Raw genomic sequence first — 26,407 nt, 5'->3', positions numbered from 1 at the left:
CAGAAGTTCTGACAAAGGACGACTGGAATCAGTACAGCTTCAGTGAGTGCGCTGAAAAGATGATATGGGGCGACATCGTCGATTACCACTTTGCATGCAACTTTTGCGGTACCCAGTTCGTCCTGGGGGCAGAAACGTACCATGGAAGTGGAGGGTACTGGTCGCCAGAGTTTGAAAAGCCTTCCGACATCATTGACTGATTATGATGTGAGAGCAGAGGCTGAGGCACAGGATATGATTTAAGGATTTATCGCATTTAACATAATATACATTATGCGCATTTAAATAGGATCTTGAAGAATCCAGCTTTGGATGGCCGTCATTTCCTCTGCCTATTCATAGCTGTTGTAAGATCATTTACGCGTTTCCTACAGATCACTATCCACTTGGCTAAATGGTTGATAGTATTGCTTACGAGAAGAAATCACCGCTCAGGGAGAAAACATGGCGATAACCGAAGAAAAACTTCTGGCTTCTGGATTTACATCCTCGGACCTGCAGAAGCTGCGTAAGTACATAATAAAAGATGCTCTTTCTCTGGATATGGTGATATCCGACTTGTCCAGACGTTTTAACGCAGCATTGTTGTTGACCATATTGCTTGCTGCTGTTTACCTCATTGTTCTTACCATAGCGTCCAGTGAAAATGTTATATCCACAGGTGTTGCTATGTTGATCGCTTTGTTCATCATTTGGTTTTTCCAGCCACCGCTTCTTTCCTATAAGGCATGGAAATTTAAAAAGAAACTCCGCTAAGAGTTCTTCTCAGTTGCTAACAGATCAAAAATGATTTTTGCTTTGAGTCCATACCCTACAATTTTCATCGTCAACATTGGGCGACTCATTGAACTGACTTTTCTGTAATAATCTTGTGGTACATAGTGAAAAAGTCGCCATGCATCTGGTTTTCTCATTAGCCCAAACACACCATAGATGTTCGCGGCCAGACTGACACCATTATATAAAGCTAACCCTGTATTCCCGCGAAATCCTAAAAACTGAGCCGCCGCGATCGCACCATCAGCAAAAACACCCTTAGAATTTTCCTTTTCTAAAAGCTGATTGTTTATTTCCCTGGAAATCCCGTTCAGACCGTCCATAACTAACGTAGCTCCGGCGAGCATCCCTACAGGTGTCATAGTGCCAAAAAGAGCCACTCCGCCAACGATTTCAAAACCTGATAACACTACACTAACAGCGCTGATTACATATCCGACAATTTCATTATTCTCCTTCACAAATTCAATCTTTGCGTAAATTTGTGCGGCCCTGGTGCGTATTAATCTGTCCTGTTCCAGTAAGTTTGCCGTCTCTGTACGTAATATCTCTGTTGAGTGCGTATAAGATTCAATCGTTTTAACTCTACGAGCTGCTGCCAACTGCTGAGAGATAAGATCGCGGATTTCTTCCACAAATCTGAGGCGCGTCAGGCCATCCTTGAGGTGTGTTGATGAGATTATATTGGCGATATTCACTAATCTGCGGGCTTCGCGATCAAGCGCCATTTCTGACCACGCTACACTTTTTTGTCCAGGGGGGACGGCGATATACATGGATAATCCTTATCGATGAGCATTTTTTTGTACCGTATCGAACCTGATATCGATATACAAGGGGTGAGTTTGTGAAACGTACAATATGCAACATATATCGAATTTGCTGATTCAGCCATCATCACTCATCTTTCATAAATATGGCATATGCTTAGCGGATCTTTCTCTCAGCAGAATTCAAAAACAGGTTCAGATACTCATGAACAGCAATCTGCCTCCGGTCTACGACGAACCGGGCGTTCCACCTCCGCATGTCAGTTTCCGTGAGGCCTTTTTATTCTGGCTGAAGCTGGGATTCATCAGCTTTGGCGGGCCGGCCGGGCAGATTTCGATAATGCATCAGGAGCTGGTTGAAAACCGACGCTGGATATCCGAACAGCGCTTTTTGCATGCACTGAATTACTGCATGGTGCTTCCGGGCCCGGAGGCGCAACAACTGGCGACCTATATTGGCTGGCTGATGCACCGCACCTGGGGCGGCGTGGTTGCCGGGACACTGTTTGTGCTCCCTTCCCTTTTTATCCTTATTGTCCTGTCGTGGATTTACGTGGCGTATGGCCATTTGTCTGTCGTGGCCGGTCTCTTTTACGGCATAAAACCGGCAATTACGGCGATTGTTGTGCAGGCTGCGCACCGTATCGGTTCGCGGGCGCTGCGTAACCGCACGCAGTGGGCAATCGCTGCCGCCGCGTTTGTCGCCATTTTCGCCCTCAATGTCCCTTTTCCCGTTATTGTCCTGTCAGCCGCAATGATGGGCTATGTGGGTGGGCGCCTTTTCCCCGACCATTTTGGTCAGGGTAACGCCCATGACGCCAGCCGAAAATCCTACGGTGCTGCCATTATTGATGACCATACGCCAGCGGCTCCGCATACGGTTTTCAAATGGTCACGCTTGACCCTGATTATCATTGCCGGTGTCTTTTTATGGGCAACGCCAATGGCGATGCTCTATCTGAGCCTTGGCTGGATGCACCCGTTTACCCAGATGGGCTGGTTCTTTACCAAGGCGGCGCTGCTGACCTTTGGGGGTGCCTATGCGGTACTGCCTTATATCTACCAGGGCGCGGTTGGTCATTATCAGTGGCTCACGCCAACACAGATGATTGATGGTCTGGCACTGGGCGAAACCACGCCGGGGCCGCTTATCATGGTTGTGGCATTTGTGGGATTTGTCGGGGGCTATGTGAATATGGCATATGGCCCGGATCAGCTTTTCCTGGCGGGCGCTGTTGCGGCCGTGCTGGCGACCTGGTTTACGTTTCTGCCATCGTTTCTGTTTATCCTCGCCGGTGGTCCTTTTATTGAAACGACGCACAACAATATTAATTTCACCGCGCCACTTACCGCAATTACCGCAGCAGTGGTTGGGGTGATCCTGAATCTGGCACTCTTTTTTGGCTACCACGTGCTCTGGCCACAGGGATTTGACGGCAATATGGACTGGATAGCGGCGGTCATTGCTTTTGCTGCCGCCATCGCACTATTCCGGTCCAAATATAAAGTCACACACGTAATTGCCGCATGTGCGGTAATCGGGTTGATTTTACATCTTTTCCTCAGAACATAGAGCAAGGCCCCGAATAACCGGGGCCTGACAGCCATTCTACCCTTCACGTTTAAAGAAAGTTGAAGCACGTCTGATATACTTCATTTTTTTTAAAAAGCCGTACTAAGTAAATGGAAATTGAACTGGATAAAAGTTTTAAAGAACGCGTTTTGCATGCTGTTCTTTTCGAAGTGACGGCCAATGTCATCATTGCGCTGTCACTTGCGTGGCTGATGAACGTGTCGGTGCTTCAGTCGGGTTCGTTGTCTGTGATATCTGCACTTGCCGCCACGGCATGGAATTTTGTGTTTAATAAATTCTTTGACACCTTGCAGAAAAAATATGCGTTTCAACGAACATTTCTCGTGCGTGCAATCCATGCTGTCTGCTTTGAAACAGGACTTATCATCACATTAATCCCTGTCGCGATGGTAATGCTGAATTTAACAGTCACTGAGGCATTTTTTGTCGAGATCGGTCTGGTACTGTTTTTTCTGCCATACACGATGCTCTTCAACTGGCTTTATGACTACCTGCGTTGGACATTTGTTGGTCGGAAACGGTCCGCCATTTAGATCTATACTCTTTATTTCTGCATCTTATTGAGGAAGGAAGATGTTCGATCATGTGAAATTCGGCGTCAGTGATTACGAAAGAAGCAAAACCTTTTTCATCAAGGCGCTGCAGCCGCTTGGTATTAAGATCGTTGATGAATGCACACCCGAATATGGGGTTGAAATGAGCTCCGGCAATGTTTCACTTTGCCTGTTCCAGACGTGCGACAAACCGGCCCCTCTGCACCTGGCGTTTGTGGCAGAAACACGCCAGCAGGTAGATGATTTTTACCGGGCTGCCCTGCAAGCGGGCGCGCGTGATAACGGTGTCCCAGGCTTGCGGCCCTACAGCAAAAACTACTATGCCGCCTTTGTCATTGCGCCTGACGGCCATAATATCGAGGCGGTCTGTCATGCACCGGACTGATTCATGATGGCTTTTGTGCGGGTTTCTCTGCCGGTGCTGCGAACCAGTTTTCTTCCGCGACGACGACCGCACCTTCCGGCTGCATCACGAAGTTTGGCGACATAATCTGCACGTTGAACTCGTTGAAGACGTCCTGAATGTTACTGTGGAGCTCATTGCGGGCTTCGGCAAGTGACTGTCCGGGCTGCAATTTTACCTGCAGCTCATAGGCAATGTACCAGTCCATCAGCCCCAGCTGACGTACCAGGGGCTGCTGCGAAGGGTCAACACATTTCGACCGTCTCGCCGCCATCTCCAGCATGGCATGAACCTGTCGCCACGGCGTGTCATAGCCAATCGTCACGCCAATCGTCAGGTTCACGCCGCCGTCAGGATTCTGTACGCTCAGATTGGTGATTTTTCCGCTCACCACCACCGCATTGGGTACGGTCACAACATAGTTCTCGCGGGTGATGATCTTGGTCGCCAGCATGCCTATCTCCGTGACCAGCCCTTCGTTATCCGCCACCCGTATAACGTCTCCTTTCCTCAACGCTCGTGAGTAGATCAGTACCAGTCCGCTCATCGCATGGTTCATCACGCCTGCCGAACCCAGGGTAAGCATCAGGCCAAAGAAGACGCTAATGCCTTTAAACGCCAGCGAATTCGCTCCCGGTAAAAACGGATAGGCAGCAGAGAGGGCAAATAACCACACCACGACAGAAATCAGTTTACGCGTAGCTCCCACGGTTTCAGGGTGAATGCCCGGCAGCTGCAGGCGCCCTGCTTCCACCTGATTTAACAATACCTTCAGGAGCTTCAGAATAAAGGCGGTAATCACAAAGATGATCAGGACAATCATAATTCCCGGCATGGCCGAGACAATCGACAGCGCAATGTCCCGCAGCACGCGCATGGTCCAGTCGCCTAACGATGCACCCCAGACGCGTGTCCAGGGGAACAAGCTGAACGCCCAACTCAGCCAGAGATACAATCCGAGAATGCCCAGTAAAATCATCAGCAAAGCATACAAACGAGCCTCGATTGCGCCGACAAACTTACGCCAGCTCTGCGGGATAACGCTGCGGTTTTCAAGAATGCGGCGACGGCAGACATTGCGAACCCAGCGCCACGACCGCCACGCCCCGTACCAGAAAAGAGACAGAACCAGCAGCCCGACGACCGTTTTCCCGGCGGAGAGCGCCAGCCAGCCGGTGTCATATTGATCGCGAAGCGCCGTACGTTGCGCCTCCATCCGCGCCAGCACGCGCTGAACGGCCTGGTCGAGAGTCAAATCGTCCCCCTCATCCAGATCCGCCTGCGTAAGCAATAATACGGGCTTATTGTTCATGACAATCAGCCTTCCCTGCTGGTTGTAACGGGTGACGGGAACAATTTTCAGCGGTTCACGTACGTCCTGCTGCGTGAAATTGCGCAGGGTATGACGAATACGTAACACGCGTTCTTCAGGCGTCGTGAGACCAAATTTGGCCTGCAACATCACAATCGGTTGATGAAAAATATAAACGGTTCGGGCCCTCTCCTGCTCAGTAGGCTCCTGGCGTGGCTCGGCGGCGACGCCAGTAAATGAGATGACCGAAAGCACGCAGGATAATAATGCGAGCAGGACCTTATTCATTTCCACCCCCTGAAACGCAACTTATTGTTATTTTTCAATTGCCCCAGAGAATGGCGAGTCTCTGCATGTTGAGCATAGTTCAGTCATACTCGTATGCAACTTACAAAGCCTTCCACAAGCCTGACGAATTGCACGAACCTGCCTGAAGTTCGCGGGATTAAACCGGATCTGAGGTCGTCACCACGGAGACGCCCTTCTCCCTGACCGCGTTAATCCAGGCGCGATCGGTATCGTCTTCCACGACAATCGTATTGACTAGCGATAGCTCGCCAATCACAAACGATGATGCGGTGTTAATTTTTTCTGGCGACGCCAGGACCACCGTCTCGGCGGCCCTGCCGGAAAATGCACGTTTGATGCACGCCTCTTCGAAGTCGCCGGTAGTAAGCCCCGCTTCAGGATGGATGCCGGTAACCCCCATGAAGAACAGATCCGCATGAATATTGTCGATGCCCTCAATGGCTGCTGCACCTACCGTCACGATGGAGTGTTTGTACAGACGCCCGCCGATCAAAATGACATCAATCGAAGGATGCTCGACGAGCCCAAGGGCGATGCTCGGGCTGTGTGTGACCACGGTAATGCGTAAATCCGCCGGTAAATACGCGATCAGTTCCGACGTAGTTGTGCCGCCGTCGACAATCACCACCTGCCCAGGGGAAATGAGCTTTGCGCCTTTGCGGGCCACATTTTTTTTCGCGTCCATCTTCACCGATTTACGCTCGGCAAACGGCACAGTGGCCGACGAGGCCGGCAGCGCACCGCCATGGACACGCTGTAAACGCCCTTCTGCCGCCAGCTCACGCAAATCACGACGAATGGTGTCTTCTGACACCGCGAAATGTGCACTGAGCGCTTTAGACTGGACCTGGCCTTCAGCGGCAAGCTTCTCGAGGATTAATTGTTTTCGCTGACTGGTGAGCATAGTGGATTCCTGATGTTGCACGTTTTGTCTTGAATGTGCATGATAATGCTGTTTATGACGATCACTCTACGTAAGGAGCAGCAAACGTGCAATCGAAACGTGCAGATGTACGCATCATTGAAAATGAAACGCTGTCGGATAACTGGTACATCCTTAAAAAATATACCTTCGAGCTGCAGCGACGCGACGGTGAATGGCAGCGGCAAAGCCGCGAAGTGTATGACCGGGGGAACGGGGCAACGATACTGCTCTATAACCGCGATAAAAGAACGGTGATCCTGACGCGGCAGTTCCGCTTTCCGGTCTTTATCAATGGTCATGAGGACGACCTTATCGAAGCCGCCGCCGGGCTGCTGGATAACATGGATCCCGAAAGCCGCATCAAAGCGGAAGCGGAAGAAGAGACCGGATATCGTGTCTCCCTTGTTGAGAAGGTGTTTGAAGCCTACATGAGTCCAGGCTCCGTCACGGAAAAACTCTATTTTTATATCGCAGAGTATCACCCGCAGGATCGGGCCAGCGCGGGCGGCGGCATCAAGTCAGAGGGAGAAGATATCGACGTGCTGGAAATGCCGCTGGATGAGGCCTTGCGCGGTATTGATACCGGCAGGATTGTCGACGGCAAAACGATTATGCTGCTTTACCATATCGCGCTGAAAGGCATTCTGTAGTCACTGCGTCGGTCGAGACCTGCCCCAGTGCGGGTCTCTGCCTGTGCTATTCTTGCTGATGAATTCAACACGGAGAGGCAAAAATGGCCGACTGGAACCCTTCGCTTTATCTGCAATACGGTGCCGAACGCACGCGCCCTGCTGCTGAACTGCTCGCCAGAATTCCACTGGATGAGGTGTCCACCATCGTTGACTTAGGCTGCGGACCGGGAAACAGCACCGCGCTGTTGAAGCATCGCTGGCCTTCCGCCCACATCACCGGTGTCGATAACTCACCGGCGATGCTCGAAGAGGCGCGCCAGGCGTTGCCCGATTGCCACTTTGTTGAGGCCGATATCCGGCAGTACAAGCCAGGCCAGCCGCTGAGCCTGATTTATGCGAATGCCTCGCTACAGTGGATCCCTGACCATTACGATCTCCTGCCGCATCTGGTTTCGCTGCTGAAGCTAAACGGCGTGCTGGCGATCCAGATGCCGGATAACTGGCTTGAACCGACACACGTCTCGATGCGCGAAGTGGCTGTTGAACAAGGTTATCCGGATCGAGGCCGTGAACCTCTGCCCGGTGTCCATGCGTATTACGATATTCTGACGGAGGCAGGCTGCGACGTGGATATCTGGCGCACAACCTATTTCCATAAAATGGGATCGCATCAGGCGATTATTGACTGGGTCAGCGCCACGGGGCTGCGTCCGTGGTTACAGGAGTTGAATGAAAGCGAGCAGAAGCAGTTCCTGCAACGCTACCATGAACTGCTGGAAGAGCAGTATCCGCTTCAGGAAAACGGGCAGATACTGCTGGCATTTCCACGCTTGTTTATCGTTGCGCAACGTCAGCCATAAGTCGGCTCAGGAGCGGGCCTCTTTTAGCAACTGCTGAATGACTTTTTCCTGCTGGTCATAATTGCCTTCGCCAAAGGAGGTGTAGCGCAGCTGTCCTTTGGCATCGAAATAGTAGTGTGCGGGCCAGTACTGATTCCCGAAGGCGTTCCAGATCTTATAGTTATTATCCGTGACCACCCGATACGGGAGCTGCCATTTCGTCACCGCTTTTTGCACCGAGGCGAGCGGTTTTTCCCACGGGTATTCCGGCGTATGCACACCTATCACCACCAGACCCTGCGCCTGGTACTTTTGGGCCCAGTCGCGAACGTGCGGGAGCGTATGCTGGCAGTTGATGCAGTCCCACGTCCAGAAATCAATCAATACCACCTTCCCCCGCAGAGAGTCAGACGTGACAGGGTCACCGTTTATCCATCCCGTTCCGCCGCTTAAGGAGGGCAACTGGCTGCTGGGCTCGGTCATCACCACCGGCTGGAGCTTCACCGGGGTCGCCGTCGGTTTCGCCAGACTCAGGAGGGAATTTTCCAGGCGGTCTGCGACGCCATTTGCACCTTTCAGAACGGATGTCATCCCGGTGGCGTTAAACGCAACGGTCGCTAACATCACCACGCCCGCCCCCTTGCGTAACCTTTCCATCAATGCCGATCTGGCGCGCAGGGGTGCCATCAGCGCGCGACCACCGACAACCAGCAGCCCCAACATCAGCGCGCATCCGCTGCCGTAAGCGGCCAGCAGTGCCCCCGTGGCAATGGCGGAATGACCGGCAATATTCAGGCTGAAGATGGCGCCCAGAATCGGCCCGGCGCACGGTGACCAGAGCAACCCGACGGCCAGCCCGGCCAGAAAGGCAGAGATCATGCCGCGCGTCTGCCCGCTGCGTGTGTTGAGGAGATTACCGGCGCTGACGGCCGGTCCGGCAATACGCTGGGCGAATGTCGGGAAAATGAGTGCCAGCGCGGCTATTGCCAGTACAACCAGTGCGACCCAGCGCCCTGCTATCGTCGCCTGGGCGATCCAGCTGCTGGCGGCGGTAGCCACCAGTGCCACGAGGGTGAACATTACAATCATCCCCGCGAGCAACGCCAGAATATGCCGTCGTTGCCCCTGGAACCCGGCAAACAGCAGTGGAATAACCGGGAGTGTGCATGGGCTGAGCAGACTTATCATCCCGCCCAGAAAAGCGATTATCAGAAACATAGTGACCTCACATTACAGATGCCCTGCGAAGCTGCAGTGAGGTTATTTCACCGTGTCGATATGTTCAGGATGTGTGCAAATCAGCGCGAATTGTCTGTGCGCGTATCATGAGGGCTGTCCGATACAAAACCGTACAATTACCCGCGCGGCAGCGTAATCGAAACGTCCAACCCGCCCTCGACGTGGTTCGCCAGATGCAATTTCCCGCCTAACTGCGCAGTCAGCTGGGCGGCGATCGCCAGCCCTAATCCGGTGCCCCCGGTATCGCGGTTTCGTGAGGTTTCCACCCGATAAAACGGCTGCAATACCGCCTCCAGTTCGGCGTCCGGTATCCCCGGTCCGCCATCGCGAATGGCGATCGTGACATGATGGGCATCTGAATAAATCGTAATGACGGCGTAATCGCCAAATTTCAGCGCATTATCCAGCAGATTGGTCATCACCCGGCGTAGCGCCTGCGGACGCGTGACCACAGGCAGACGGGCATCGGTTGCCTGAAGCTGCACGTTTTTCCCGATGTCCTGGTAATCACTGGCGATGCTGTTTATCCAGGCATTCAACTCCAGCTTGAGCGAGGTCTCTTCCAGCGATTCTGATGACCGGGCATACGCTATTCCTTCCCGCACCAGGCGCGTCATATTGTCCAGGTCGTTGAGCAACTTGTCCCGTAGCTCCGGCTGGTCCGCCATTTCGACGCGCAACTTCATGCGCGTTATCGGAGTCTGAAGGTCGTGCGATACGGAGGCCAGGATCTGCGCACGCTCGCGCAGGTAAGACTGGATACGCGCCTGCATGGCATTAAAGGCGTGTGCGGCCCGTTGCACCTCGACTGGCCCTGTCTCGGTCATTGGCGAGCTTGCTGACGGGTCGAGGGAATCCACCGCCCGGGTAAACTGAGAAAAGGGTCGAATAACCTGACGCACGGCAATCCATGAGCAGAACGCCAGAAGCAGCAGCTGCAACACAAGCACTACAGGCAGCCAGCTGGCGACCGGAGGCATTCGGGGGATAAGGTCAATGGTTAGCGGCGAACCATCGCTCAGCGTAAGGTGGGCCTGAATATGGGAAACCGGCCCCGGCACGGCAGTAAACGTCAGTGGCCAGGTTGCCGACAGCGCCTCTGTCAGGGTGCGGATGGCATCCTGCGAGCGTTTGTCATGCGGTGCGGGCCCCGGTTCACCGGTGCCCAGAATGTAGCGATAGTTCCCCCGCGCCAGTCGTTCCAGCCAGGCTGGACGCTCCCCCGCGGGAAGCCGGTCGAGGATGGCCACACTGGTGGAAACGTCATATTCCAGGTTGCCGAGCATCACCGTGCGGGCGCTGCGCATCCGCTCAAGCATGACCAGCGTGAGGCTGAGCGCGTTGGCCAGCAGGAGCCCCAGCATCACGATGATCAGCAGTCGCGTCAGTAACGAGCGTGGCCAGAGCCTCATTCATTGGCCTCTTTGATGATCACCGGCATGGTAAAAACGTACCCTTCGCTGCGAACGGTCTTGATGTAGGCCGGCGTGCGGGCATCTTCATTCAGTCGCTGACGAACCCGACTGACCAGAAGATCAATCGAGCGCTCAAAGAGTTCAGCATCTCGCCCCTGGGTCAGGTTAAGCAACTGATCGCGGCTCAGCACACGCTGAGGATGGTCAAGGAACACGCGCAGAAGACGGTATTCCGCCCCGCTGAGTGCCACAATCATCCCCTCGCTGTCGATCAGGTGACGAGCAACGGTGTCCAGTTGCCAGTCGCCGAACATCACCAGGCGCCCGGCCTCGGTCACCTGCAGATTGGGTGGCATGGTACGAAAACGGCGCAAAATGGCTTTGATACGTGCCAGCAGTTCGCGTGCAACAAAGGGCTTCACGACATAGTCATCGGCCCCCATTTCCAGCCCCAGGATCCGGTCTGTCTCTTCGTTGCGCGCGGTCAGCATCAGGATCGGCAGATCTTTATGTTTACCGCTGCGCAGTCCCCGGCAGAGCGTTAATCCGTCATCGCCTGGCATCATCACGTCCAGCACCACCAGATCGACATGCTGTTTATCTAGCACGGCCCGCATCTCTTTGCCGTTTGCCGCGCCAGACGCGCGATAGCCCGACTTGACGAGATAGTCGACAATCAATTCACGAATATCCCTGTCGTCATCGACGACAAGGATATGATCAATATGCTCCACCGGGATCTCCTGACTGAGGGGTAACGTATTGAAAATAGCACATATCACAGCTTATCCGCGTCGATAACCGCCTTGACGAAATCCTGCGGATCCTCCTGCGGCGGGTTGTGCCCCACGGTGGCCCCAAAGGTGCGGTGTTCATATTTACCGGTGAATTTACCGGCATAGGCTTGCGGCGCAGGATGTGGCGCCCCGTTGTTGCCGCCTTCGATGGTGATTGTCGGAACGGTGATATTTGGCAATGTCGCCAGCTTTTGCTCGTAGCTGTCGTATTTACGCTCGCCTTTTTCGAGGCCTAAACGCCAGCGATAGTTGCTGAGTGTAACCGCGACGTGATCGGGGTTATCCAGGGATTTTGCGCTGGCGTTAAAGGTTGCATCGGAAAACTTCCAGTCTGGTGAGGCCTGAGACCAGATCAGACGGGCGAAGTCATGGGTATTTTTGGCATAGCCTTCGGCACCGCGTTCTGTTGCGAAATAGAACTGATACCACCACTGCTGCTCTGCTTTTGGCGGCAGCGGCTGTTTACCAATCTGCTGGCTGCTGATGAGATAGCCACTTACCGAAACAAGGGATTTGACGCGTTCAGGCCACAGCGCCGCGACAATGTCCGCCGTACGGGCGCCCCAGTCGTATCCCGCAAAAACTGCCTGCTTAATGTTGAGGGCATCCATCAGGTTAACGATATCTTTCGCCATGGCCGAAGGCTGGCCGTTACGCGGCGTGCTTGCTGACAGGAAGCGCGTGGTGCCGTAGCCGCGCAGCGAAGGCACAATGACCCGGTAGCCTTTTGCCGCCAGCGCGGGTGCGACTTCGGCATAGCTGTGAATATCGTAGGGCCAGCCATGTAACAGAATCACCGGCTGTCCCTCTTTTGGTCCGATATCGACATAGCCGATATTCAGATCGCCAGCGTTAATTTGCTGAGGGTGATCGAAGGCTGCGGCAACATCTTTGCCGGTGACTTCGGCCTGACAGGACATGACGGTGCCAAGAGAAACGGTTAACGCCAGGGTTGAATACGCGACTTTGCTGAACATGTTGGTATCTCCGGTTAAGAACAGTTGACGGGGATATAACAACACGCGTTTGTATAGCGGATATGTGCGAAAGGGGGTTTATTGCAATCCTGTGTATGTATCCGGTACGCAGATACAGTGTGATACAAACACAGGTGATTCAGGCTTACAGCGAGAGGCGGTAGCGTACGTAATCGTCAGCTTTGCCGTATTTGTCATAGAGTTTACGCGCCGGGTTGTTCTCCCGGGTCACCCAATACAGTTTCGACCACCCTTCGCGCTTGCCTTCGGCTATCAGGGCATCAATGAGCGCCTTCCCGGCCCCCGCACCGCGTTCGGTGGCATCGACAAACAGATCTTCCAGGTAGCAAACCGGGGCCGTTGACCATGTGCCTTCGTGGAGAATGCACATCGCGAAACCGATAACCTTTTCGTCTTTCTCTACTACGCGGCAGAACATCGGTGAATGCGCTGAGAGCGCCCTTTCCCATGTCGCTGCGGTAACCGATTCATCGAGAAAACAGTCATAAAAATGGGTATACCCGTCCCACAGCGGTCGCCAGTGGGAGTAATCGTCTGCGCGTAAAGGTCTTACCGTGACAGCCATGCGTTCCTCACATTACAAGTTGATCGCCATTTCAAAACAGCGTAAATCAGCGCCCGCCATGCGCGAGTGATGATACTTTTCGCTCAGCGTGACAAACCCGAGCTTCTGGTAAAACGACCGGGCGTTAGGCGTTGCATCAAGCGTCAGGCGGGTTATCCCCCGGCTATGGGCCTCCTGTTTGAGCGCCTCGACAATCCGGGTCGCCATGCCTTTACCGGATGCTGCAGGCAAGGTGAATATCGCCTCCAGACAGTGGGTCTCCAGATCAAGATAGCCGGTTGCCGCAATGTCGCCCTTTTCATCTTCCACCACATAAAAAGGGTATTCAATGACCATTTGCCGGTAGTGCTCGGGCATCGGATCGGGCGTCCAGCGCGCAATGACGTCCGCGTCGTAACTGGTTTTACAGCCGTGACGAATCGCCTGATTGCGAATATTCCAGAGTATTTCGGCTTCCTGCGGATGCGCTTTTCGTAATGTCATATTACCTCTTTAACGACTTTTTAACCGGATTTCACGAGCCACTCTGGCAAGACGCTGAGTGCGACAATAGAGGGTAAACAGCACAAAGCCGCTGCTGTTCATCACCCTCCGACAAAGTATCAGCGCGGAGGATGCGATGACCAGTGGCCAAAGGCTTCCGTCATGAGAAAACAGCAGATGCAGCCCCTGAGCGAGTGTCACGACCAGCAGAATGATGAACACCGTCATAACCCCCAACAATCCTGACGTCATCCCTCGGGCCAGAAGCACGCTGATAACAATGAGCGCGCCTGTCATTATTAATGATGGTACGAAAAAACACAGTGCATGATGTAAAGGTGACAAACCCTGCAACACGCTGAGAAAAGGCAGAAGGTTTAACGCAAACGCCACTAAAAAAAGAGGTAACAGCGCCGCTACCGGGTAAGGATTTTGACGCGGCAACTCGCTGAGGGGGCGAGAAAAATACCCTTCCAGCTCGGGGGTGGAATGATTCAAAACACGGGTATCACGACGAGCAATGGCCTCCTCGATCTCTTTGCCATGCTGCAGGAGATCCTGGAAAACACGTCCGGTGAAAAGAGACCACAAGCGCATTAAAATTTCGCCATTGAAGAAATGATGCCTATTTTTGGTAGGGTATAAACTCAGCACGCCTCAACTGAATGTGATAGAGATGAAAATACCAGAACGCAAACAAAATCATAACGCTTAAATATGGAGATCTGCGGATGACGATACCGACGCTCACGACAGAACGCTTGCTGCTAAAACCGCTGGTTGCCGAAGATGCCGTTCAGATACAAAAGCGCTATCCGCGCTGGGAGATCGTCCGCTATCTGGTCTCTTCCGTGCCCTGGCCCTACCCGGATAACGGCGCGGAAAACTATGTCAACAACGTGGCGCTGCCGGATATGGCGAAAGGGATTGCCTGGTTCTGGAGCATCCGCCGTCGTGAAGCGCCGGACGAACTGATGGGGGTTATCTGTTTGTACGATGTGGAAGATAACAACCGCGGGTTTTGGCTGGCGCCGGAGTTTCAGGGAAAGGGATATATGCGCGAAGCCAGCATTGCGGCAACGGATTACTGGTTTAACACGCTGAACAAACCCGTATTGCGCGCGCCGAAGGCAGCCGCCAATAGCCGCTCCCGTCGTATTTCAGACAGTAGCGGCATGCGGCTTATCAGAACGGAAAAGAAAGCGTACGTCAGCGGTATGCTCGATTCTGAGCTGTGGGAAATCACCCGGGACGAGTGGAACGCCCGTCAGGTCAGCTGATAATACTTATCCGGCATCAGCCTTTCCGGAATGTTCTCTTCATCGTTCATCTGCAGCAGATCGCGTTCCATCATGTTGCAGATGGCGTCCAGCGGCAGGTCGTTGTCTTCGGTACCAAACGGATCTTCCAGCTCTTCTGCCAGCGTATCCAGCGAAATAAAGGTATACGAAATCAGCGCAGAGACAAACGGCGTCATGTAGTGCAGGTCAACGACCAGCGCGAACGGCAGCATGATGCAGAACAGATAGACCGTACGGTGCAGGATAAGCGTATAAGCAAATGGCACGGGCGTGGTGGCGATGCGCTCGCAGCCTGACAGGACAATCGACATATCGTTGAGACGGTTGTTCAGGCTGTGGAACAGAATATCGGAGAGGTCTCCGTTACGGCGTCTGACGGCCAGCCATTCACCCATGATAAGCAGAATACGGTTCGCCGGGGAATTGGCGGCCATGACGTTGCGTAAATCCTCCGCCGCCAGATAGCGCGCCAGTTGCCCTTCCCCCTTTTCACGACGCAGGGTCATGCGCAGACAATGGGCAAAGGCGATCTGCAGGCGGACGAACTCACCCAGATGTTTATCATCCGGCAAGGTGTTTTTAACCTCGCGAAATAACGAGCGTGCCGCTATCATCAGTTGCCCCCACAGCTGGCGAGCCTCAACGTAGCGTGAATAACAGGCGTTGTTTCTGAACCCCAGAAAGATAGCGATGGCCACACCCAGGATGCTGAACGGCGCAACGGTAAATTTGATGCCCAGCGAGGTATACCACGGCAGCATCAGAATAACGGCGATGGATAGCAGGAAGTTAAGTAACAACCGGGTATAGATTTTAGGAAGTACCGAACCGTGCCAGACGAAAATCAGTTGTAGCCAGTGCTGTTTGGGACGAACAATCATAGTCAGCTTCAGGAAAGGAAAGAGCCGCGTTATTAAACGTGATCCCTGTCACGGTTGCAAGCTTGTTAATAACAGATTGCATTTTATCACCTGATAAGCAATAAACCGCACGGTGCTACAGCCTGTTTTACATAAACGAGTCCATAGTATGTTGTAACTAATGCGGTATAAAATACCCGGCCGAAGCCGGGCATGTTTTAACAAAGCGGTTTTACTGCGGCCCGCATCCCCTGTTGCAGAATCGCGTCGAGATCGCGCGAAACATGACCGACAAGACCCTCTACCTGAGTTAAATCCTGCTCCCAGTGCTCAGTAACGCTTAAAACGGAGGCGACCAGCTCGCGGGTGGTGATCTGTTTATCGTGATGCTGCGCCCACAGCTGTTGGTAACGAGCAAGCCAGTGCGCATCATCCTGCACCGGATAGTACTCCCCGTTACGCTCTGCACGGTAGAACGCGATCAGTGCGGCCAGCGCGAACGTCAGGCGAGCGGGCAACGTGCCAGATGCCCTCACCCCCGCCAACAGCTGCGGCAGAATGCGCGTGCGATACTTGGTCATGCCGTTAAGGGCAATCGACAGCAGCTGATGCTTGATATACGGATTGCGGAAACGACCCGTAACGGCGCTGGCGAAAGAGGCCAGTTCATCACGCGGCAAATCCAGGACCGGAATGATTTCCTCATAGATCGCTTTTTCGATAAACGCGCATATGTCAGCATCGTTCATCGCCTCGCCCACCGTATCCAGCCCCGCCTGGAACGCCACCGGCACCAGCGCTGTGTGCGCGCCGTTGAGAATCGCCACTTTGCGCTCCTTGTACGGCTTAATGTCATCCACAATCCGCACGTTTAGCGGGAATTTGTCCAGACGCAGTTCGCTGGCCAGGGATTCAGGCCCCTGAATAACAAACAGGTAGAAATGTTCAGCGGTATCCAGGAACGCATCGTGATAGCCAAGCCCGGCTTCCAGCGTCGCCGCTTCGTCGCGCGGATACCCCGTTACAATGCGGTCAACTAACGTGGAGCAGAAGCTGTTATGCGCATTCAGCCACTGAATAAATTCCGCTGGCAGTGCCCATGCCTGTGCATAGCGCAGCACCAGTTCGCGCAGCGCTTCGCCGTTATAGTCTATTAGCTCGCACGGAATGATGATCCAGCCTTTGTCCGCTGCGCCGTTAAAATGGCTGAAGCGCTCAAACAGCAGCCGCGTCAGCTTCGCTGGATAGCTCACCGCTGGCGCATCTTCGAAACGATCGCCCGCGTGCCAGCTAATCCCCGCCTCGGTGGTGTTGGAGAAGACAAAACGCATCTCCGGATTGTGCGCCAGTTTCAGAAATTCATCGTACTGGCTGTAGACGCTGATCTCTCGATTCACCGAGCGGATAAGACGCGCTTCGCTGACCGCCTCGCCCTGCTCATTCAGACCACGAATGATCGTGGTATACAGGCCATCCTGAGTGCTTAATGACGGCGGGAAGTCGCTTTGAATTGGGCGTACGACCACGACGCCGGCATTGAGATCGGTATGTTCGTTTAACAGGTCGATTTGCCAGTCGACAAACGCACGCAGGAAATTGCCCTCGCCAAACTGAATGATTCGTTCGGGGTAGAGAGCACCGGGGAAATCACGACGGTTAAGTGTGTTCACAATGGGGTCCTTTTATGATTAGTCGTACAACCTGATTAAATTGGTATGATAACTTACCAGAGGTTTTCGACCAGAACCCCGCTTTTGATCAATTCATCACGTCATTGAGGGAAATAATCACAAGAACTTATAGAAGACCGATGTGGCAGTCATCGCGCCGTCCGGCATCAGCGCATAACGCGGGATCTCCCCCACTTTTTGCCAGCCAGCACGCTGGTAGAAGGTCTCCGCTCCGCTGCCGGTTGAGGTATCCAGCACCAGCACCGAGATGTCTCTTGCTCTGGCCTGCACTTCCAGCGCCTCCATTAGCGCCATCGCGACACCTTTACGACGCGCTTTTTCATGCACCAGCAGCTTTGCCACATCGGCACGATGCGGCTGGTTTTCCGGCTGATCGGTAATGAGCTGCACGGTGCCAATCACGCCATCCTGAGAATCGATGCTGGCCAGCACAACGCGTTCGTTACGCTCTACGCTCCCGGCAATATCCTGCCAGAAAGCACGAGCTTTATCGGTACTGAATGGCAACATAAAACTGACGGAAGCGCCGCCCCTGACACAATTTTCAAGGATATCGGCCAGCGCATCGAGGTGGGTGAGAATATCGTCCCGGGTGAGGGTTTTGATCTGCAGTGAGGTATTCATGGGTTTTCCTTTCGTTGAATACGCTCACTGTGCATTTAACATTTACGTAACGCAATCACATCAGACATAGGCTTTTGTTATGTCATGTTGCGCGCTTGCGCTGCTGCTTCATGGCATACATTTTTTCATCCGCGTCTTTCATCCACTGCTGCAGATCGTTGCCGTTATGATCGAACTCGCTCAGCCCCCAGGAAAAATGGAGTGACCAGGGATGCAGCCTGCGCGCATTGTACTGTTCAACCTGCTCGGCCAGATACTGCATGGCAATCCAGGCCCCCTGCTCGTCGGTATCGGCAAACAGCACGGCAAACTCATCGCCGCCAAAGCGAACCAGCAAATCCGCTTCACGGAAAGAGGTGCGCATCAGTTCCGCCATCACTTTCAGCGCGTTGTCGCCCTCTTCATGTCCGTAGCGATCGTTAATCTCCTTGAAGCGATCCAGATCCAGCCAGCCCAGAGTTAACGGCTCCGCCCGACGTCTGGCTACGGAGAGCGTGAAGCGGAGCAGCTGGTTAAAGCCCCGACGGTTAAACAGACCGGTTAATTCATCGGTTGTCGCCGCGCTGACGGCAGCAAACTCGTCTTCCGCCAGCGCGCTCAGGTCGCCCAGCACGGCAAGATCGGCAGCGGAAAATTCACGAGGAGAATAATCAATCAGGCACAGCGATCCCACGCTCGCCCCGTCACGTAAACGCAGTGGAAAACCGGCATAGAACCTTACGCCAGGCTCACCGGCCACCAGCGGGTTATCGGCAAATCGATCGTCCTGACGCATATCGGCAACCACCAGCGGCGCTTCGCTGAGGATCGTATGGCCGCAAAACGAGATATTACGCGGAACGGTTTCAGGCGCCTGACCATCGGCCGACTTCACAATCAGCGAGTGTTCATCAATAAGATTGACCATCGCCAGGGGAACCTGGAAGAAGCGTTTTGCCAGACGTGTCAGTCGGTCAAACGCCGGGGAACTGTCGATCTCAAGCAGGCCTGACTCGCGCAGCGAGTTCAGACGTTCCATTTCATTTGCTGGGGTTGCAGGTGTTTTCATAACGTCTCCTGACGCAAAGCGTTACTCAAAGCGTAGCCTAAACAGAGACATTGTCAGTGCGCGAATATTCTGTTCTTACCGTCCCGCTTGGCGCGGTACAGGGCGTTGTCCGCGGCCTGTAGCCAGTCGGTTACGCTTATCATTTCTCGCGTGGCACAGGCGATACCGATGCTGAGCGTGCAATGCACCGTCTCCTGAGCCACCTCCTTTTTCATTGCAGCCGCATCCATAATGCGTCTGGCGACAACTTGCGCCTCTTCAAGGGTGGTATCCGGCAGCAACACCACAAATTCATCGCCGCCAAGGCGTGCGGGGGTATCGTTCGGGCGTGTCGACAAATGCAGTATTTGCGAGACGGCCGCCAGCAATGCATCCCCAACCTTATGACCAAAACGATCGTTAACGTCTTTAAAATTGTCGATATCGATGAACATCAGGGCCGATTCCCGGCACGTCTGGCGCAGTTTATTCAGTTCGTGGTCAATGCGCTTTTCGAGCAGACGTCGGTTCGCGATATCCAGTAGCGGATCCATCATCGCGATCCGCTCAAGCTCCCGGCTCTTGATCCGCAGGCGCAGCGCAATGCTGTCCGTTAATATGCTCAGTGCCAGCAGATAAATTGCAATCAGAGGCAGCGTGGCAAACATGGTGCGCTGCGAAACGTACATATCCACCGCCATTCCCTGCGTCAGCCAGGTCACCAGAAAAACGCCCAGCATGGTGATGGCCGCCTTTCTCATCAGCGTAACGCCCCCTGCCGAGAGCCGGTCGGTCAGCATGATGGTGGCAATGACCACCGACGGCAGCGGATTGACCGCCATCATGGCGATCCAGAATCCCCCCGCCCCGGCGTCCAGCACCAGATTCTGATGCTCAGTCACCAGCGGCATGGCCGAATTTCGCGCCCGATACCAGGCAAGCGTAGGCCAGATAAACGCGTTCAACGCCAGCAAACACATCAGCCAGATTGAACGATTCTGTTCAATCAGCACGGAGAGGATGGGAACAAAACAGAGAAACGTGCCGAGAATACGCATCAGATACATACGTTTGACAAACCGGCTTCCTGGTACACGAGGGGGTCTACTGAGTTTGTCAGCTGCATTCATTCTGCGAATTTTCCGATAGCTTTCTTGCGGTATCTTATTGACGTTAAAAATACCTAGCAAGCAATTTATCTGCTATTCGTTATGATTCATCCCCGGCAGAATGCAGGCTGCGCTCAGGTTTCACTCTCCGGGGTCGGGGTAATGGGATCGTCTGACACACGCGCACTGGTGCGATTTCTCCCCGCTTTTTTGGAACGATAGAGATGATCGTCTGCTTCGGCCATCAGCCTGTTGAATACTTCGGTCAACTGCCACGACGCCGCCTTCCCGCTCCCGAGACCAATACTCACGGTCAGATAGAGCGTTTGCTGGCGCCAGGTAAACGGATGAGCGGCAATGGTGAGTCTGATACGTTCCGCCAGCGCAAAGCCGTGCTGCGCGTCACCGGTGTTCACCACAACCGCGAACTCTTCTCCGCCCATACGCGCCACCATACCGTCGTCTCCGACAACCTGGTGAACCTCGCGGGCAAACGCGGCCAGCACGCGGTCGCCACACTCATGCCCATAGTTATCATTGATGCTTTTGAAGTAATCGATATCCAGCAGCATCACGGTCAGAAAACGTGTCTGCCGCTGCGCCTCTTCCCGCTTTAACGCCTCATAGAGCCCTGAGCGTGAATAAACGTGGGTCAGAAAATCATAATCCGCGCGCAACGACACCTGACGGATGAGCGAATTAATGGCCGCCATACTGACGGAGACCATAACCGGACAGATCGCTATGGTAGCAATCCCCAGTCGGGCGGAGAACATCATCGGGGTAGAGAGCGGCGTGCCCACGGCGATATTGATAATGGAGTTAGCGACCAGAACGATCTCCAGACCGCCGGTCAGAAACGTCAGCAGACAGGTCGCGGGCAAGGAGTAGCGGACCGCACACCAGATCAGCGCCGGCAGCGGAAAGGCAAGGCTTCCCGCCCCGCCAATCACCACCGATGCCATCACCGAGACAATCAGCGCAATGACCGGTAAAAGTTGCTCCAGACGCAGTCTGAATGCCCGCGTCGGCATACTGACCGTGAGCATGCAGGGTAAAATGAGCACGCCGGTTGAGAACTGCTCGCTGAACCAGTCGGCAAACAGCGGCCAGAAGGTATGGCTGTCGATCCCCACCGACCCGGTCGCGCCGAGCAGCGCACATAATAAGGCGGCGATCAGACAATAATTGAACAGCCGCAGCGCATTAATGGGATCGGGGGTTTTCTTCATCAACCGCTTATCACGCACCACCAGCAATGCGACAACAACGATAAAGACCATATTCGACAGGTTGATGACCACCGAGGCCATTCCCCAGTTGGTGGTGACCGCGTCGTACATCAGCATGGCGACATACGACACCGCATAATTATGCAGGCGATTGAGATAGGTAAAACGGGCAAAGACGCCCGCCATCACGCCATTCAGCGGCCAGAACAGCGACAAGGCTTCGACCAGACGTAATTCCGCACCGATAAAGTAGAACAAGGTGGTGAGAATAAAGATACCCGCCGCATTACGCAGCGGCGATTCAGGGCGAAAAAGCGTGAAGGCAGCGGGGTCTGAACGCATTAAATATCATTCCATATAATAACTTATGGCAACTAACTGACCCGTCACCACGCGGGGGATCTCATAGCGTGCATCTATAACACAATTACAACAGGATCAGCACCCATCAACATCAGGCGTTCATCTGCAACACCAGCCAGTGGTGGATCACGCCGACGATATAGTGCTGTTGCTGCGCGGTGAGCTGAACACCTTGCGGAATGTTGTGCCATTTCGCCAGACAGCCGCGACAGCAGGTGGCGGTCGCGTGCTGGGCAATAAACACCGGATGGCCGCGCATGGGGGTCTGTTTACCGTCGTTGACGGGGTGCGCGGGGGCAAGACGCTTCGCAATAAAGTCGGCAGCATGCTGGTCAATGGTATCGGCACCTTTGTCCCAGCAGTACTGTCGTTCTTTTGTGCCTAAGCGAAAGCGCGACCGAAAGGTCGATCGCGTCAGGCGAGAAAAAAGAGGATCCAGGTCAGACATCAGTAAACGGAACGTCCCAGGCGTTGGGTCAGTTTCTCCAGAACCGCCACACCGGCCAGTGAATTACCCGTCTCATCCAGCTCCGGGCTCCAGACAGCAATAGCCATCTCATGCGGTACAATGGCAACCACCCCACCCCCGACGCCCGACTTGGCCGGAAGACCGACGCGCCAGGCAAATTCGCCCGCGTTCTGATACATCCCGCTAGTCGCCATCAGGGCATTGACCTGACGCGCCTGCATAGGTGAGACCACCTCCTGATCGAGATGCGGTGCGTGCCCCTGGTGAGCAAGGAACAGGAAGGTCTGCGCCAGCTCCACGCAGCTCATTTTCAGCGCGCAGTAGTGGAAATAGTTTTGCAGTACGGTCGCCACATCATTATGGAAATTGCCGAACGATTTCATCAACCAGGCAATGGCGGCATTACGCGCAGAGTGCTCGAACTCCGAACGGGCGACCACTGAATCATAAGCAATATCGTCAACGCCTGAGAGCTGGCGAACAATTTCAAGCATGCGCTGGCGTGGCGCGCTGAGACGGCTTTGCAGCATATCGCAGACCACCAGCGCCCCGGCATTGATAAAGGGGTTACGCGGTTTACCCTGTTCAATCTCAAGCTGAAGCAGAGAGTTAAACGGCTGCCCGGAGGGATCTTTACCCACCCGTTGCCAGATCTCCTCTTCCTCGTACTGTCGCATGGCCGCAACCAGACTCAGCACTTTCGAAATAGACTGGATGGAAAAACGTTCCGTGGCGTCACCGGCCTGGTAACGCTGACCGTCTATCGTACAAATTGCAATTCCCAGCTTATTCCCGCTGACCGAGGCAAGGGCCGGAATATAGTCGGCAACCTTTCCTTTTCCAAGTAACGGACGAACCTGCGCCAGAATCTCGTCCAGCATCTCATTATGGATGACCGCAGCCACTCTCTTTGCTCCTTGCCCTCAGGCTAAAACGGGCTGCGAGTATAACAGACGCTTATGTGTTGCGTCAGGCACTGAGACGAAAACGCGAAACCGCCTGCAATAAAAGATCCGACTGTTTGTGCAGGCGCTCAGAGGCATCAGACGCGTCAGAGACAAGGCTGTCGGTCTGCCGCGACACCTGATTCAGCGCCTGAAGCTGGCGCGTCATCTGATGAATACTCTCCCCCTGACTCAGCGTGGCCGCGGAGATCTCATTCAGCAAACTGCTTAATGTTCCCACCAGCCCCGTCACCTGCTGCAGGTTATCTTCCAGACGGTTAACGGCCCGTGACCCGTCTTCGATCCCCTGAAGGGAACGGTTGATAAGCTCCTGAATGGTTTGCGTCGAATGGCTGCTCTTCCTCGCCAGCAGCCCCACTTCACGAGCGACAACGGCAAACCCGCGCCCCTGGTTTCCCGCGTGAGCCGCTTCAATTGCCGCATTCAGTGCCAGAATGTTGGTCTGAAACGCGACGCTGTCGATCATGGCCACGATCCCCCGCATCTCTGAGGATCGGTCGACGATCGCCTGCATCGACGCATTGACGGTCGACATCATCTGATCCCCTCCCGCCGCGGCCTGGCGCGCCTCATCCGCCCGCGAGCTGGCAAGCTTCGCATAGCCCGTGTTGCCTTCTACGTGGGTTTCCAGAGTCGCGATATGCGCCGTCACGTCTTCCAGCTCTTTGGCCTGACGTGCCGACTGGTGATACAGCTTTTGATTGCCCTGCGCCAGTGCGCCAATATTTTCCACCATGGCGGTGGTCGCATCGCTGACCTGGGTCACCAGCTGCTGTAGCCCGTTCTGCATGGTGGCAATACTGTCGCTGAGCTGGGCAATTTCACGGTTAAAACGCGTCACGCCAGGAGGGGTACCGGAGAGATCGCCCGCGGCCAGCCGGTTGATATGCGCAATCAAGCGCCGCAACGGGGTAATCACCCACCGGGACATCCCGAACCAGACGGCAACCGCAATAGCGAGCAACAGAACAGGCGCAAGCAGGAACAGCGTTTGCAGACCGGAGAGCTGCGCAATCAACGACTGACGCCCTTTGAGCGCCTGCTTCTCGCTTGCTTGCTGATAGCGGGCATAGTTGTCATTAAAGTCGGTCTGAAACGCCTGCGCCGGCACGGCAAAAAACGCATCGATGGTGTTGGTTTTCACCAGCCCTTCCGCCTGCTCTTTTATCGCGCCGTAAAAAAGCTGATAGCTGTTCACCAGGGCGTCATCTTTTGGCGGATTAAGCGCCAGCCAGGCATTCCACGCCTGCTGCGAAACAGCCAGCGCCTTTTGCGCGTCGTCCATCAGGCTGTGCCAGCTGCCCTCGGAGCCGGTCTCTTTATCCTGCATAAACCAGACGCCGGAGCGGTTAAGCAGATCGCTTGCGGCTAGCAGGGAAACGCGAGCCAGATCCAGCTTGCTCTGCTGCTGGTACGCCAGCAGGTTTTGCTGCTCGTTGCGTTGCGCTTCCTTAAGGGAGGCATTGAGCAGGAACGACGAGGAGAGTTGCAGGGCGGAAAAGAGGCCGATAATACAAAAGATACCGGTAAGCAGACCAAACTGGCGGGGGATAATGCGCTGCGCAATACGACGATAAATTTGCGTTAGGTTCATAATTTTCTTCAGTAACAAGACGTTAGACGCGTGCGAGTCTACGAAACGAAAATGACAGAACCATTGCAGAGAAATGACAGAGGCCCTCGTCGTCAGGGCCTCTGTAAGGATGGCGGTTACACTCTGTTCTTCCACACCGTCTGCACGTTACAAAACTCGTGCAAACCAAAGTGGGAAAGCTCACGGCCAAAACCACTTTTCTTCACGCCGCCAAAGGCCACGCGCGCGTCACTGGCGCTAAAGCCATTGATAAACACCCCGCCGCACTCCAGCTCGCGGGAGAATCTCCCGGCCAGCGCTTCGTTGGCGGTAAACACCGTGGCAGAGAGACCAAAGTCGCTGTCGTTGGCAAGCTGCAGGGCATGTTCCGCATCCTTCGCTACTGTAATCGCCGCAACCGGACCAAACAGCTCCTGACGGAAGGCGGTCATTGTCGGGGCGACATGGCTCAGCACGGTTGGCGCGTAATAGTTGCCCTCCCCGCTGATTTTCTCGCCGCCCAGCAGCAGGGTGGCCCCTTCCGCGAGCGTGGCCTGCACCTGCTGATGCAGTTCGTCACGCAGATCGAAACGCGCCATCGGGCCAATATCATTCTCTTCCCGATCCGGTGCTCCCATCTTCAGCGCCGTAACCGCCGCAACAAAACGCCGGGTAAAGTCATCGGCAATACCCTCTTCGATAATAAAGCGCTTTGCCGCCGCGCAAACCTGCCCGGTGTTCTGATAACGTCCCGTGACGGCCGCACGAACGGCCAGATCCAGATCGGCATCATTCAGCACGATAAACGGATCGGAGCCGCCCAACTCCAGAACGCATTTTTTCAGCGCCGCTCCCGCCTGAGCCCCTATCGCCGCACCTGCACGCACGCTACCGGTGACGGTGACCGCTGCAATACGACGATCGTTGATCGCCTGGCTCACGCCATCATTGGTGGCATTCACCCAGCCAAAGACGCCTTGCGCAATACCGGCATCAGCAAAGATTTGCCCAATCAGCGCTGCAGAACCAAGGACGTTCGGTGCGTGTTTGAGCAGATAGCTGTTACCTGCCAGCAGGATCGGCACCGCACCGCGCAGTACCTGCCAGAGCGGGAAGTTCCACGGCATAACCGCAAGAATCGGCCCCAGCGGACGGTATTCAATGACCGCGTTTTGGTTTTCCACCAGCGTGGGCTCCGCACGCAGCATCGCCGGGCCATGTTCCGCATACCAGTCGCACAGACCCGCAGATTTGGCCACTTCCGCCCGCGCCTGCACAATCGGCTTGCCCATTTCCCGGGAGATCATTTGCGCCATCTCTTCCCCACGCTGGCGCAGTGCTGCCCCCAGGTCGCGCAGCTTTTGTGCCCGGTGTGAGACGCTCTCTCCTCGCCACTGGCGAAAACCGGCATCAGCCAGGGTGATTGCCTGTTCGACCTCTTCGGATGTGGCCCAGGGATATGCGGCCAGCGTCTCGCCTGTCGCCGGGTTAACAGAGAGGGCATGCGTAGCAGATGAATAAGTCATGATGTTCTCCACGTAATATCGGTTGATTGATTGTGGCCCACTCTGCTATTTCTTA

Annotated in this window: 27 protein-coding genes; 7 read left to right on the top strand and 20 right to left on the bottom strand. The window is 54.5% G+C overall.

Annotation, left to right across the window (positions count from 1 at the left end):
- Positions 1–444 precede the first annotated feature (444 nt).
- A complete protein-coding gene (locus ACQG2G_RS10960) occupies positions 445–756 on the top strand; it encodes a hypothetical protein (protein WP_046887445.1) in 312 nt (103 codons plus the stop codon).
- On the opposite strand, the gene ACQG2G_RS10955 is transcribed toward ACQG2G_RS10960, so the two are convergent.
- Positions 753–1,553 (bottom strand): DUF4225 domain-containing protein, encoded by an 801-nt coding sequence (locus tag ACQG2G_RS10955; RefSeq protein ID WP_061772637.1) that lies wholly within the window; start codon positions 1,551–1,553, stop codon positions 753–755. The genes ACQG2G_RS10960 and ACQG2G_RS10955 overlap by 4 nt on opposite strands.
- A gap of 199 nt (positions 1,554–1,752) precedes the next feature.
- Here ACQG2G_RS10955 and chrA point away from each other — a divergent pair, with 199 nt between their 5' ends.
- The 3 genes from chrA to ACQG2G_RS10940 all read left to right on the top strand — a co-directional run bounded on the left by chrA (position 1,753) and on the right by ACQG2G_RS10940 (position 4,080).
- Positions 1,753–3,120, top strand: a complete 1,368-nt coding sequence (chrA, locus tag ACQG2G_RS10950) for a chromate efflux transporter (protein ID WP_061772638.1) — start codon at positions 1,753–1,755, stop codon at positions 3,118–3,120.
- A gap of 110 nt (positions 3,121–3,230) precedes the next feature.
- Positions 3,231–3,674 carry a PACE efflux transporter gene (locus tag ACQG2G_RS10945; protein ID WP_061772639.1) on the top strand — a complete coding sequence of 148 codons (444 nt, stop codon included), beginning with the start codon at positions 3,231–3,233 and terminating at the stop codon, positions 3,672–3,674.
- A gap of 40 nt (positions 3,675–3,714) precedes the next feature.
- A complete protein-coding gene (locus ACQG2G_RS10940) occupies positions 3,715–4,080 on the top strand; it encodes a VOC family protein (protein ID WP_061772640.1) in 366 nt (121 codons plus the stop codon).
- A 1-nt stretch (position 4,081) separates the two neighbouring features.
- Here the strand turns inward: ACQG2G_RS10940 and ACQG2G_RS10935 are convergent, their stop codons facing one another.
- Both ACQG2G_RS10935 and ACQG2G_RS10930 read right to left on the bottom strand, forming a co-directional pair.
- Positions 4,082–5,698 carry a mechanosensitive ion channel family protein gene (locus tag ACQG2G_RS10935; RefSeq protein ID WP_061772641.1) on the bottom strand — a complete coding sequence of 539 codons (1,617 nt, stop codon included), beginning with the start codon at positions 5,696–5,698 and terminating at the stop codon, positions 4,082–4,084.
- A 157-nt stretch (positions 5,699–5,855) separates the two neighbouring features.
- Positions 5,856–6,623, bottom strand: coding sequence for a DeoR/GlpR family DNA-binding transcription regulator (locus ACQG2G_RS10930; protein WP_061772642.1), 768 nt, complete (start codon positions 6,621–6,623; stop codon positions 5,856–5,858).
- A gap of 86 nt (positions 6,624–6,709) precedes the next feature.
- Between ACQG2G_RS10930 and ACQG2G_RS10925 the strand changes: the two genes are divergently transcribed.
- Positions 6,710–7,294, top strand: coding sequence for an NUDIX domain-containing protein (locus tag ACQG2G_RS10925; RefSeq protein WP_061772643.1), 585 nt, complete (start codon positions 6,710–6,712; stop codon positions 7,292–7,294).
- Between the two features lie 83 nt (positions 7,295–7,377).
- Positions 7,378–8,136, top strand: a complete 759-nt coding sequence (gene tam, locus ACQG2G_RS10920; protein WP_047024823.1) for a trans-aconitate 2-methyltransferase — start codon at positions 7,378–7,380, stop codon at positions 8,134–8,136.
- Between the two features lie 6 nt (positions 8,137–8,142).
- Here the strand turns inward: tam and ACQG2G_RS10915 are convergent, their stop codons facing one another.
- The 7 genes from ACQG2G_RS10915 to ACQG2G_RS10885 form a co-directional block, all read right to left on the bottom strand.
- A complete protein-coding gene (locus ACQG2G_RS10915; RefSeq protein WP_061772644.1) occupies positions 8,143–9,333 on the bottom strand; it encodes a cytochrome c biogenesis protein/redoxin in 1,191 nt (396 codons plus the stop codon).
- A gap of 137 nt (positions 9,334–9,470) precedes the next feature.
- Positions 9,471–10,766, bottom strand: a complete 1,296-nt coding sequence (locus ACQG2G_RS10910) for a sensor histidine kinase (protein WP_236276225.1) — start codon at positions 10,764–10,766, stop codon at positions 9,471–9,473.
- Positions 10,763–11,503: a response regulator gene (locus ACQG2G_RS10905; RefSeq protein WP_020688639.1), complete on the bottom strand. Its 741-nt coding sequence runs from the start codon at positions 11,501–11,503 to the stop codon at positions 10,763–10,765. Before ACQG2G_RS10905 ends, ACQG2G_RS10910 begins: the two co-directional genes overlap by 4 nt.
- A gap of 44 nt (positions 11,504–11,547) precedes the next feature.
- Positions 11,548–12,543: an alpha/beta fold hydrolase gene (locus ACQG2G_RS10900; RefSeq protein ID WP_248078524.1), complete on the bottom strand. Its 996-nt coding sequence runs from the start codon at positions 12,541–12,543 to the stop codon at positions 11,548–11,550.
- A gap of 145 nt (positions 12,544–12,688) precedes the next feature.
- On the bottom strand, positions 12,689–13,129 hold the full coding sequence (locus ACQG2G_RS10895; protein ID WP_061771825.1) for a GNAT family N-acetyltransferase: 441 nt from the start codon (positions 13,127–13,129) through the stop codon (positions 12,689–12,691).
- A gap of 12 nt (positions 13,130–13,141) precedes the next feature.
- Positions 13,142–13,612 (bottom strand): GNAT family N-acetyltransferase, encoded by a 471-nt coding sequence (locus ACQG2G_RS10890; RefSeq protein WP_061771826.1) that lies wholly within the window; start codon positions 13,610–13,612, stop codon positions 13,142–13,144.
- A gap of 9 nt (positions 13,613–13,621) precedes the next feature.
- Positions 13,622–14,209: a hypothetical protein gene (locus tag ACQG2G_RS10885; protein WP_061771827.1), complete on the bottom strand. Its 588-nt coding sequence runs from the start codon at positions 14,207–14,209 to the stop codon at positions 13,622–13,624.
- A gap of 134 nt (positions 14,210–14,343) precedes the next feature.
- Here ACQG2G_RS10885 and ACQG2G_RS10880 point away from each other — a divergent pair, with 134 nt between their 5' ends.
- Complete coding sequence (locus ACQG2G_RS10880) at positions 14,344–14,892, top strand: GNAT family N-acetyltransferase (RefSeq protein WP_013096602.1); 549 nt, start codon at positions 14,344–14,346, stop codon at positions 14,890–14,892.
- Here the strand turns inward: ACQG2G_RS10880 and ACQG2G_RS10875 are convergent.
- From ACQG2G_RS10875 to sad, 10 genes are all read right to left on the bottom strand, one after another.
- Positions 14,880–15,794 (bottom strand): bestrophin family protein, encoded by a 915-nt coding sequence (locus tag ACQG2G_RS10875; RefSeq protein WP_023619574.1) that lies wholly within the window; start codon positions 15,792–15,794, stop codon positions 14,880–14,882. The genes ACQG2G_RS10880 and ACQG2G_RS10875 overlap by 13 nt on opposite strands.
- 197 nt (positions 15,795–15,991) lie before the next feature.
- Positions 15,992–17,443, bottom strand: a complete 1,452-nt coding sequence (locus ACQG2G_RS10870) for a tagaturonate reductase (RefSeq protein WP_236276221.1) — start codon at positions 17,441–17,443, stop codon at positions 15,992–15,994.
- Between the two features lie 117 nt (positions 17,444–17,560).
- Positions 17,561–18,088 carry a GNAT family N-acetyltransferase gene (locus tag ACQG2G_RS10865; RefSeq protein ID WP_061772234.1) on the bottom strand — a complete coding sequence of 176 codons (528 nt, stop codon included), beginning with the start codon at positions 18,086–18,088 and terminating at the stop codon, positions 17,561–17,563.
- Positions 18,089–18,170: 82 nt separating this feature from the next.
- Positions 18,171–19,136 (bottom strand): sensor domain-containing diguanylate cyclase, encoded by a 966-nt coding sequence (locus ACQG2G_RS10860; protein WP_023619571.1) that lies wholly within the window; start codon positions 19,134–19,136, stop codon positions 18,171–18,173.
- Between the two features lie 53 nt (positions 19,137–19,189).
- The gene (locus ACQG2G_RS10855) at positions 19,190–20,182 is read right to left on the bottom strand and encodes a sensor domain-containing diguanylate cyclase (RefSeq protein WP_061772235.1); all 993 of its coding nucleotides are present in this window, start codon (positions 20,180–20,182) and stop codon (positions 19,190–19,192) included.
- Positions 20,183–20,358: 176 nt separating this feature from the next.
- Entirely contained in the window at positions 20,359–21,798 is a 1,440-nt protein-coding gene (locus ACQG2G_RS10850) for a GGDEF domain-containing protein (protein ID WP_248078518.1), read from the bottom strand.
- 112 nt (positions 21,799–21,910) lie between these two features.
- A complete protein-coding gene (locus tag ACQG2G_RS10845; RefSeq protein WP_061771832.1) occupies positions 21,911–22,267 on the bottom strand; it encodes a DUF4186 domain-containing protein in 357 nt (118 codons plus the stop codon).
- Positions 22,267–23,193, bottom strand: a complete 927-nt coding sequence (gene glsB, locus ACQG2G_RS10840) for a glutaminase B (protein WP_013096610.1) — start codon at positions 23,191–23,193, stop codon at positions 22,267–22,269. The genes ACQG2G_RS10845 and glsB overlap by 1 nt, the downstream gene beginning before the upstream one ends.
- A 64-nt stretch (positions 23,194–23,257) precedes the next feature.
- The gene (locus ACQG2G_RS10835) at positions 23,258–24,847 is read right to left on the bottom strand and encodes a methyl-accepting chemotaxis protein (protein WP_048972133.1); all 1,590 of its coding nucleotides are present in this window, start codon (positions 24,845–24,847) and stop codon (positions 23,258–23,260) included.
- A 116-nt stretch (positions 24,848–24,963) separates the two neighbouring features.
- Positions 24,964–26,352, bottom strand: coding sequence for a succinate-semialdehyde dehydrogenase (gene sad / locus ACQG2G_RS10830; protein WP_236276213.1), 1,389 nt, complete (start codon positions 26,350–26,352; stop codon positions 24,964–24,966).
- Between the last annotated feature and the right edge of the window lie 55 nt (positions 26,353–26,407).

The sequence above is a fragment of the Enterobacter cloacae complex sp. 382A5 genome (assembly GCF_050031095.1).
Taxonomy (GTDB): domain Bacteria; phylum Pseudomonadota; class Gammaproteobacteria; order Enterobacterales; family Enterobacteriaceae; genus Enterobacter; species Enterobacter cloacae.
This window is presented reverse-complemented; position numbering and strand designations above follow the sequence as displayed.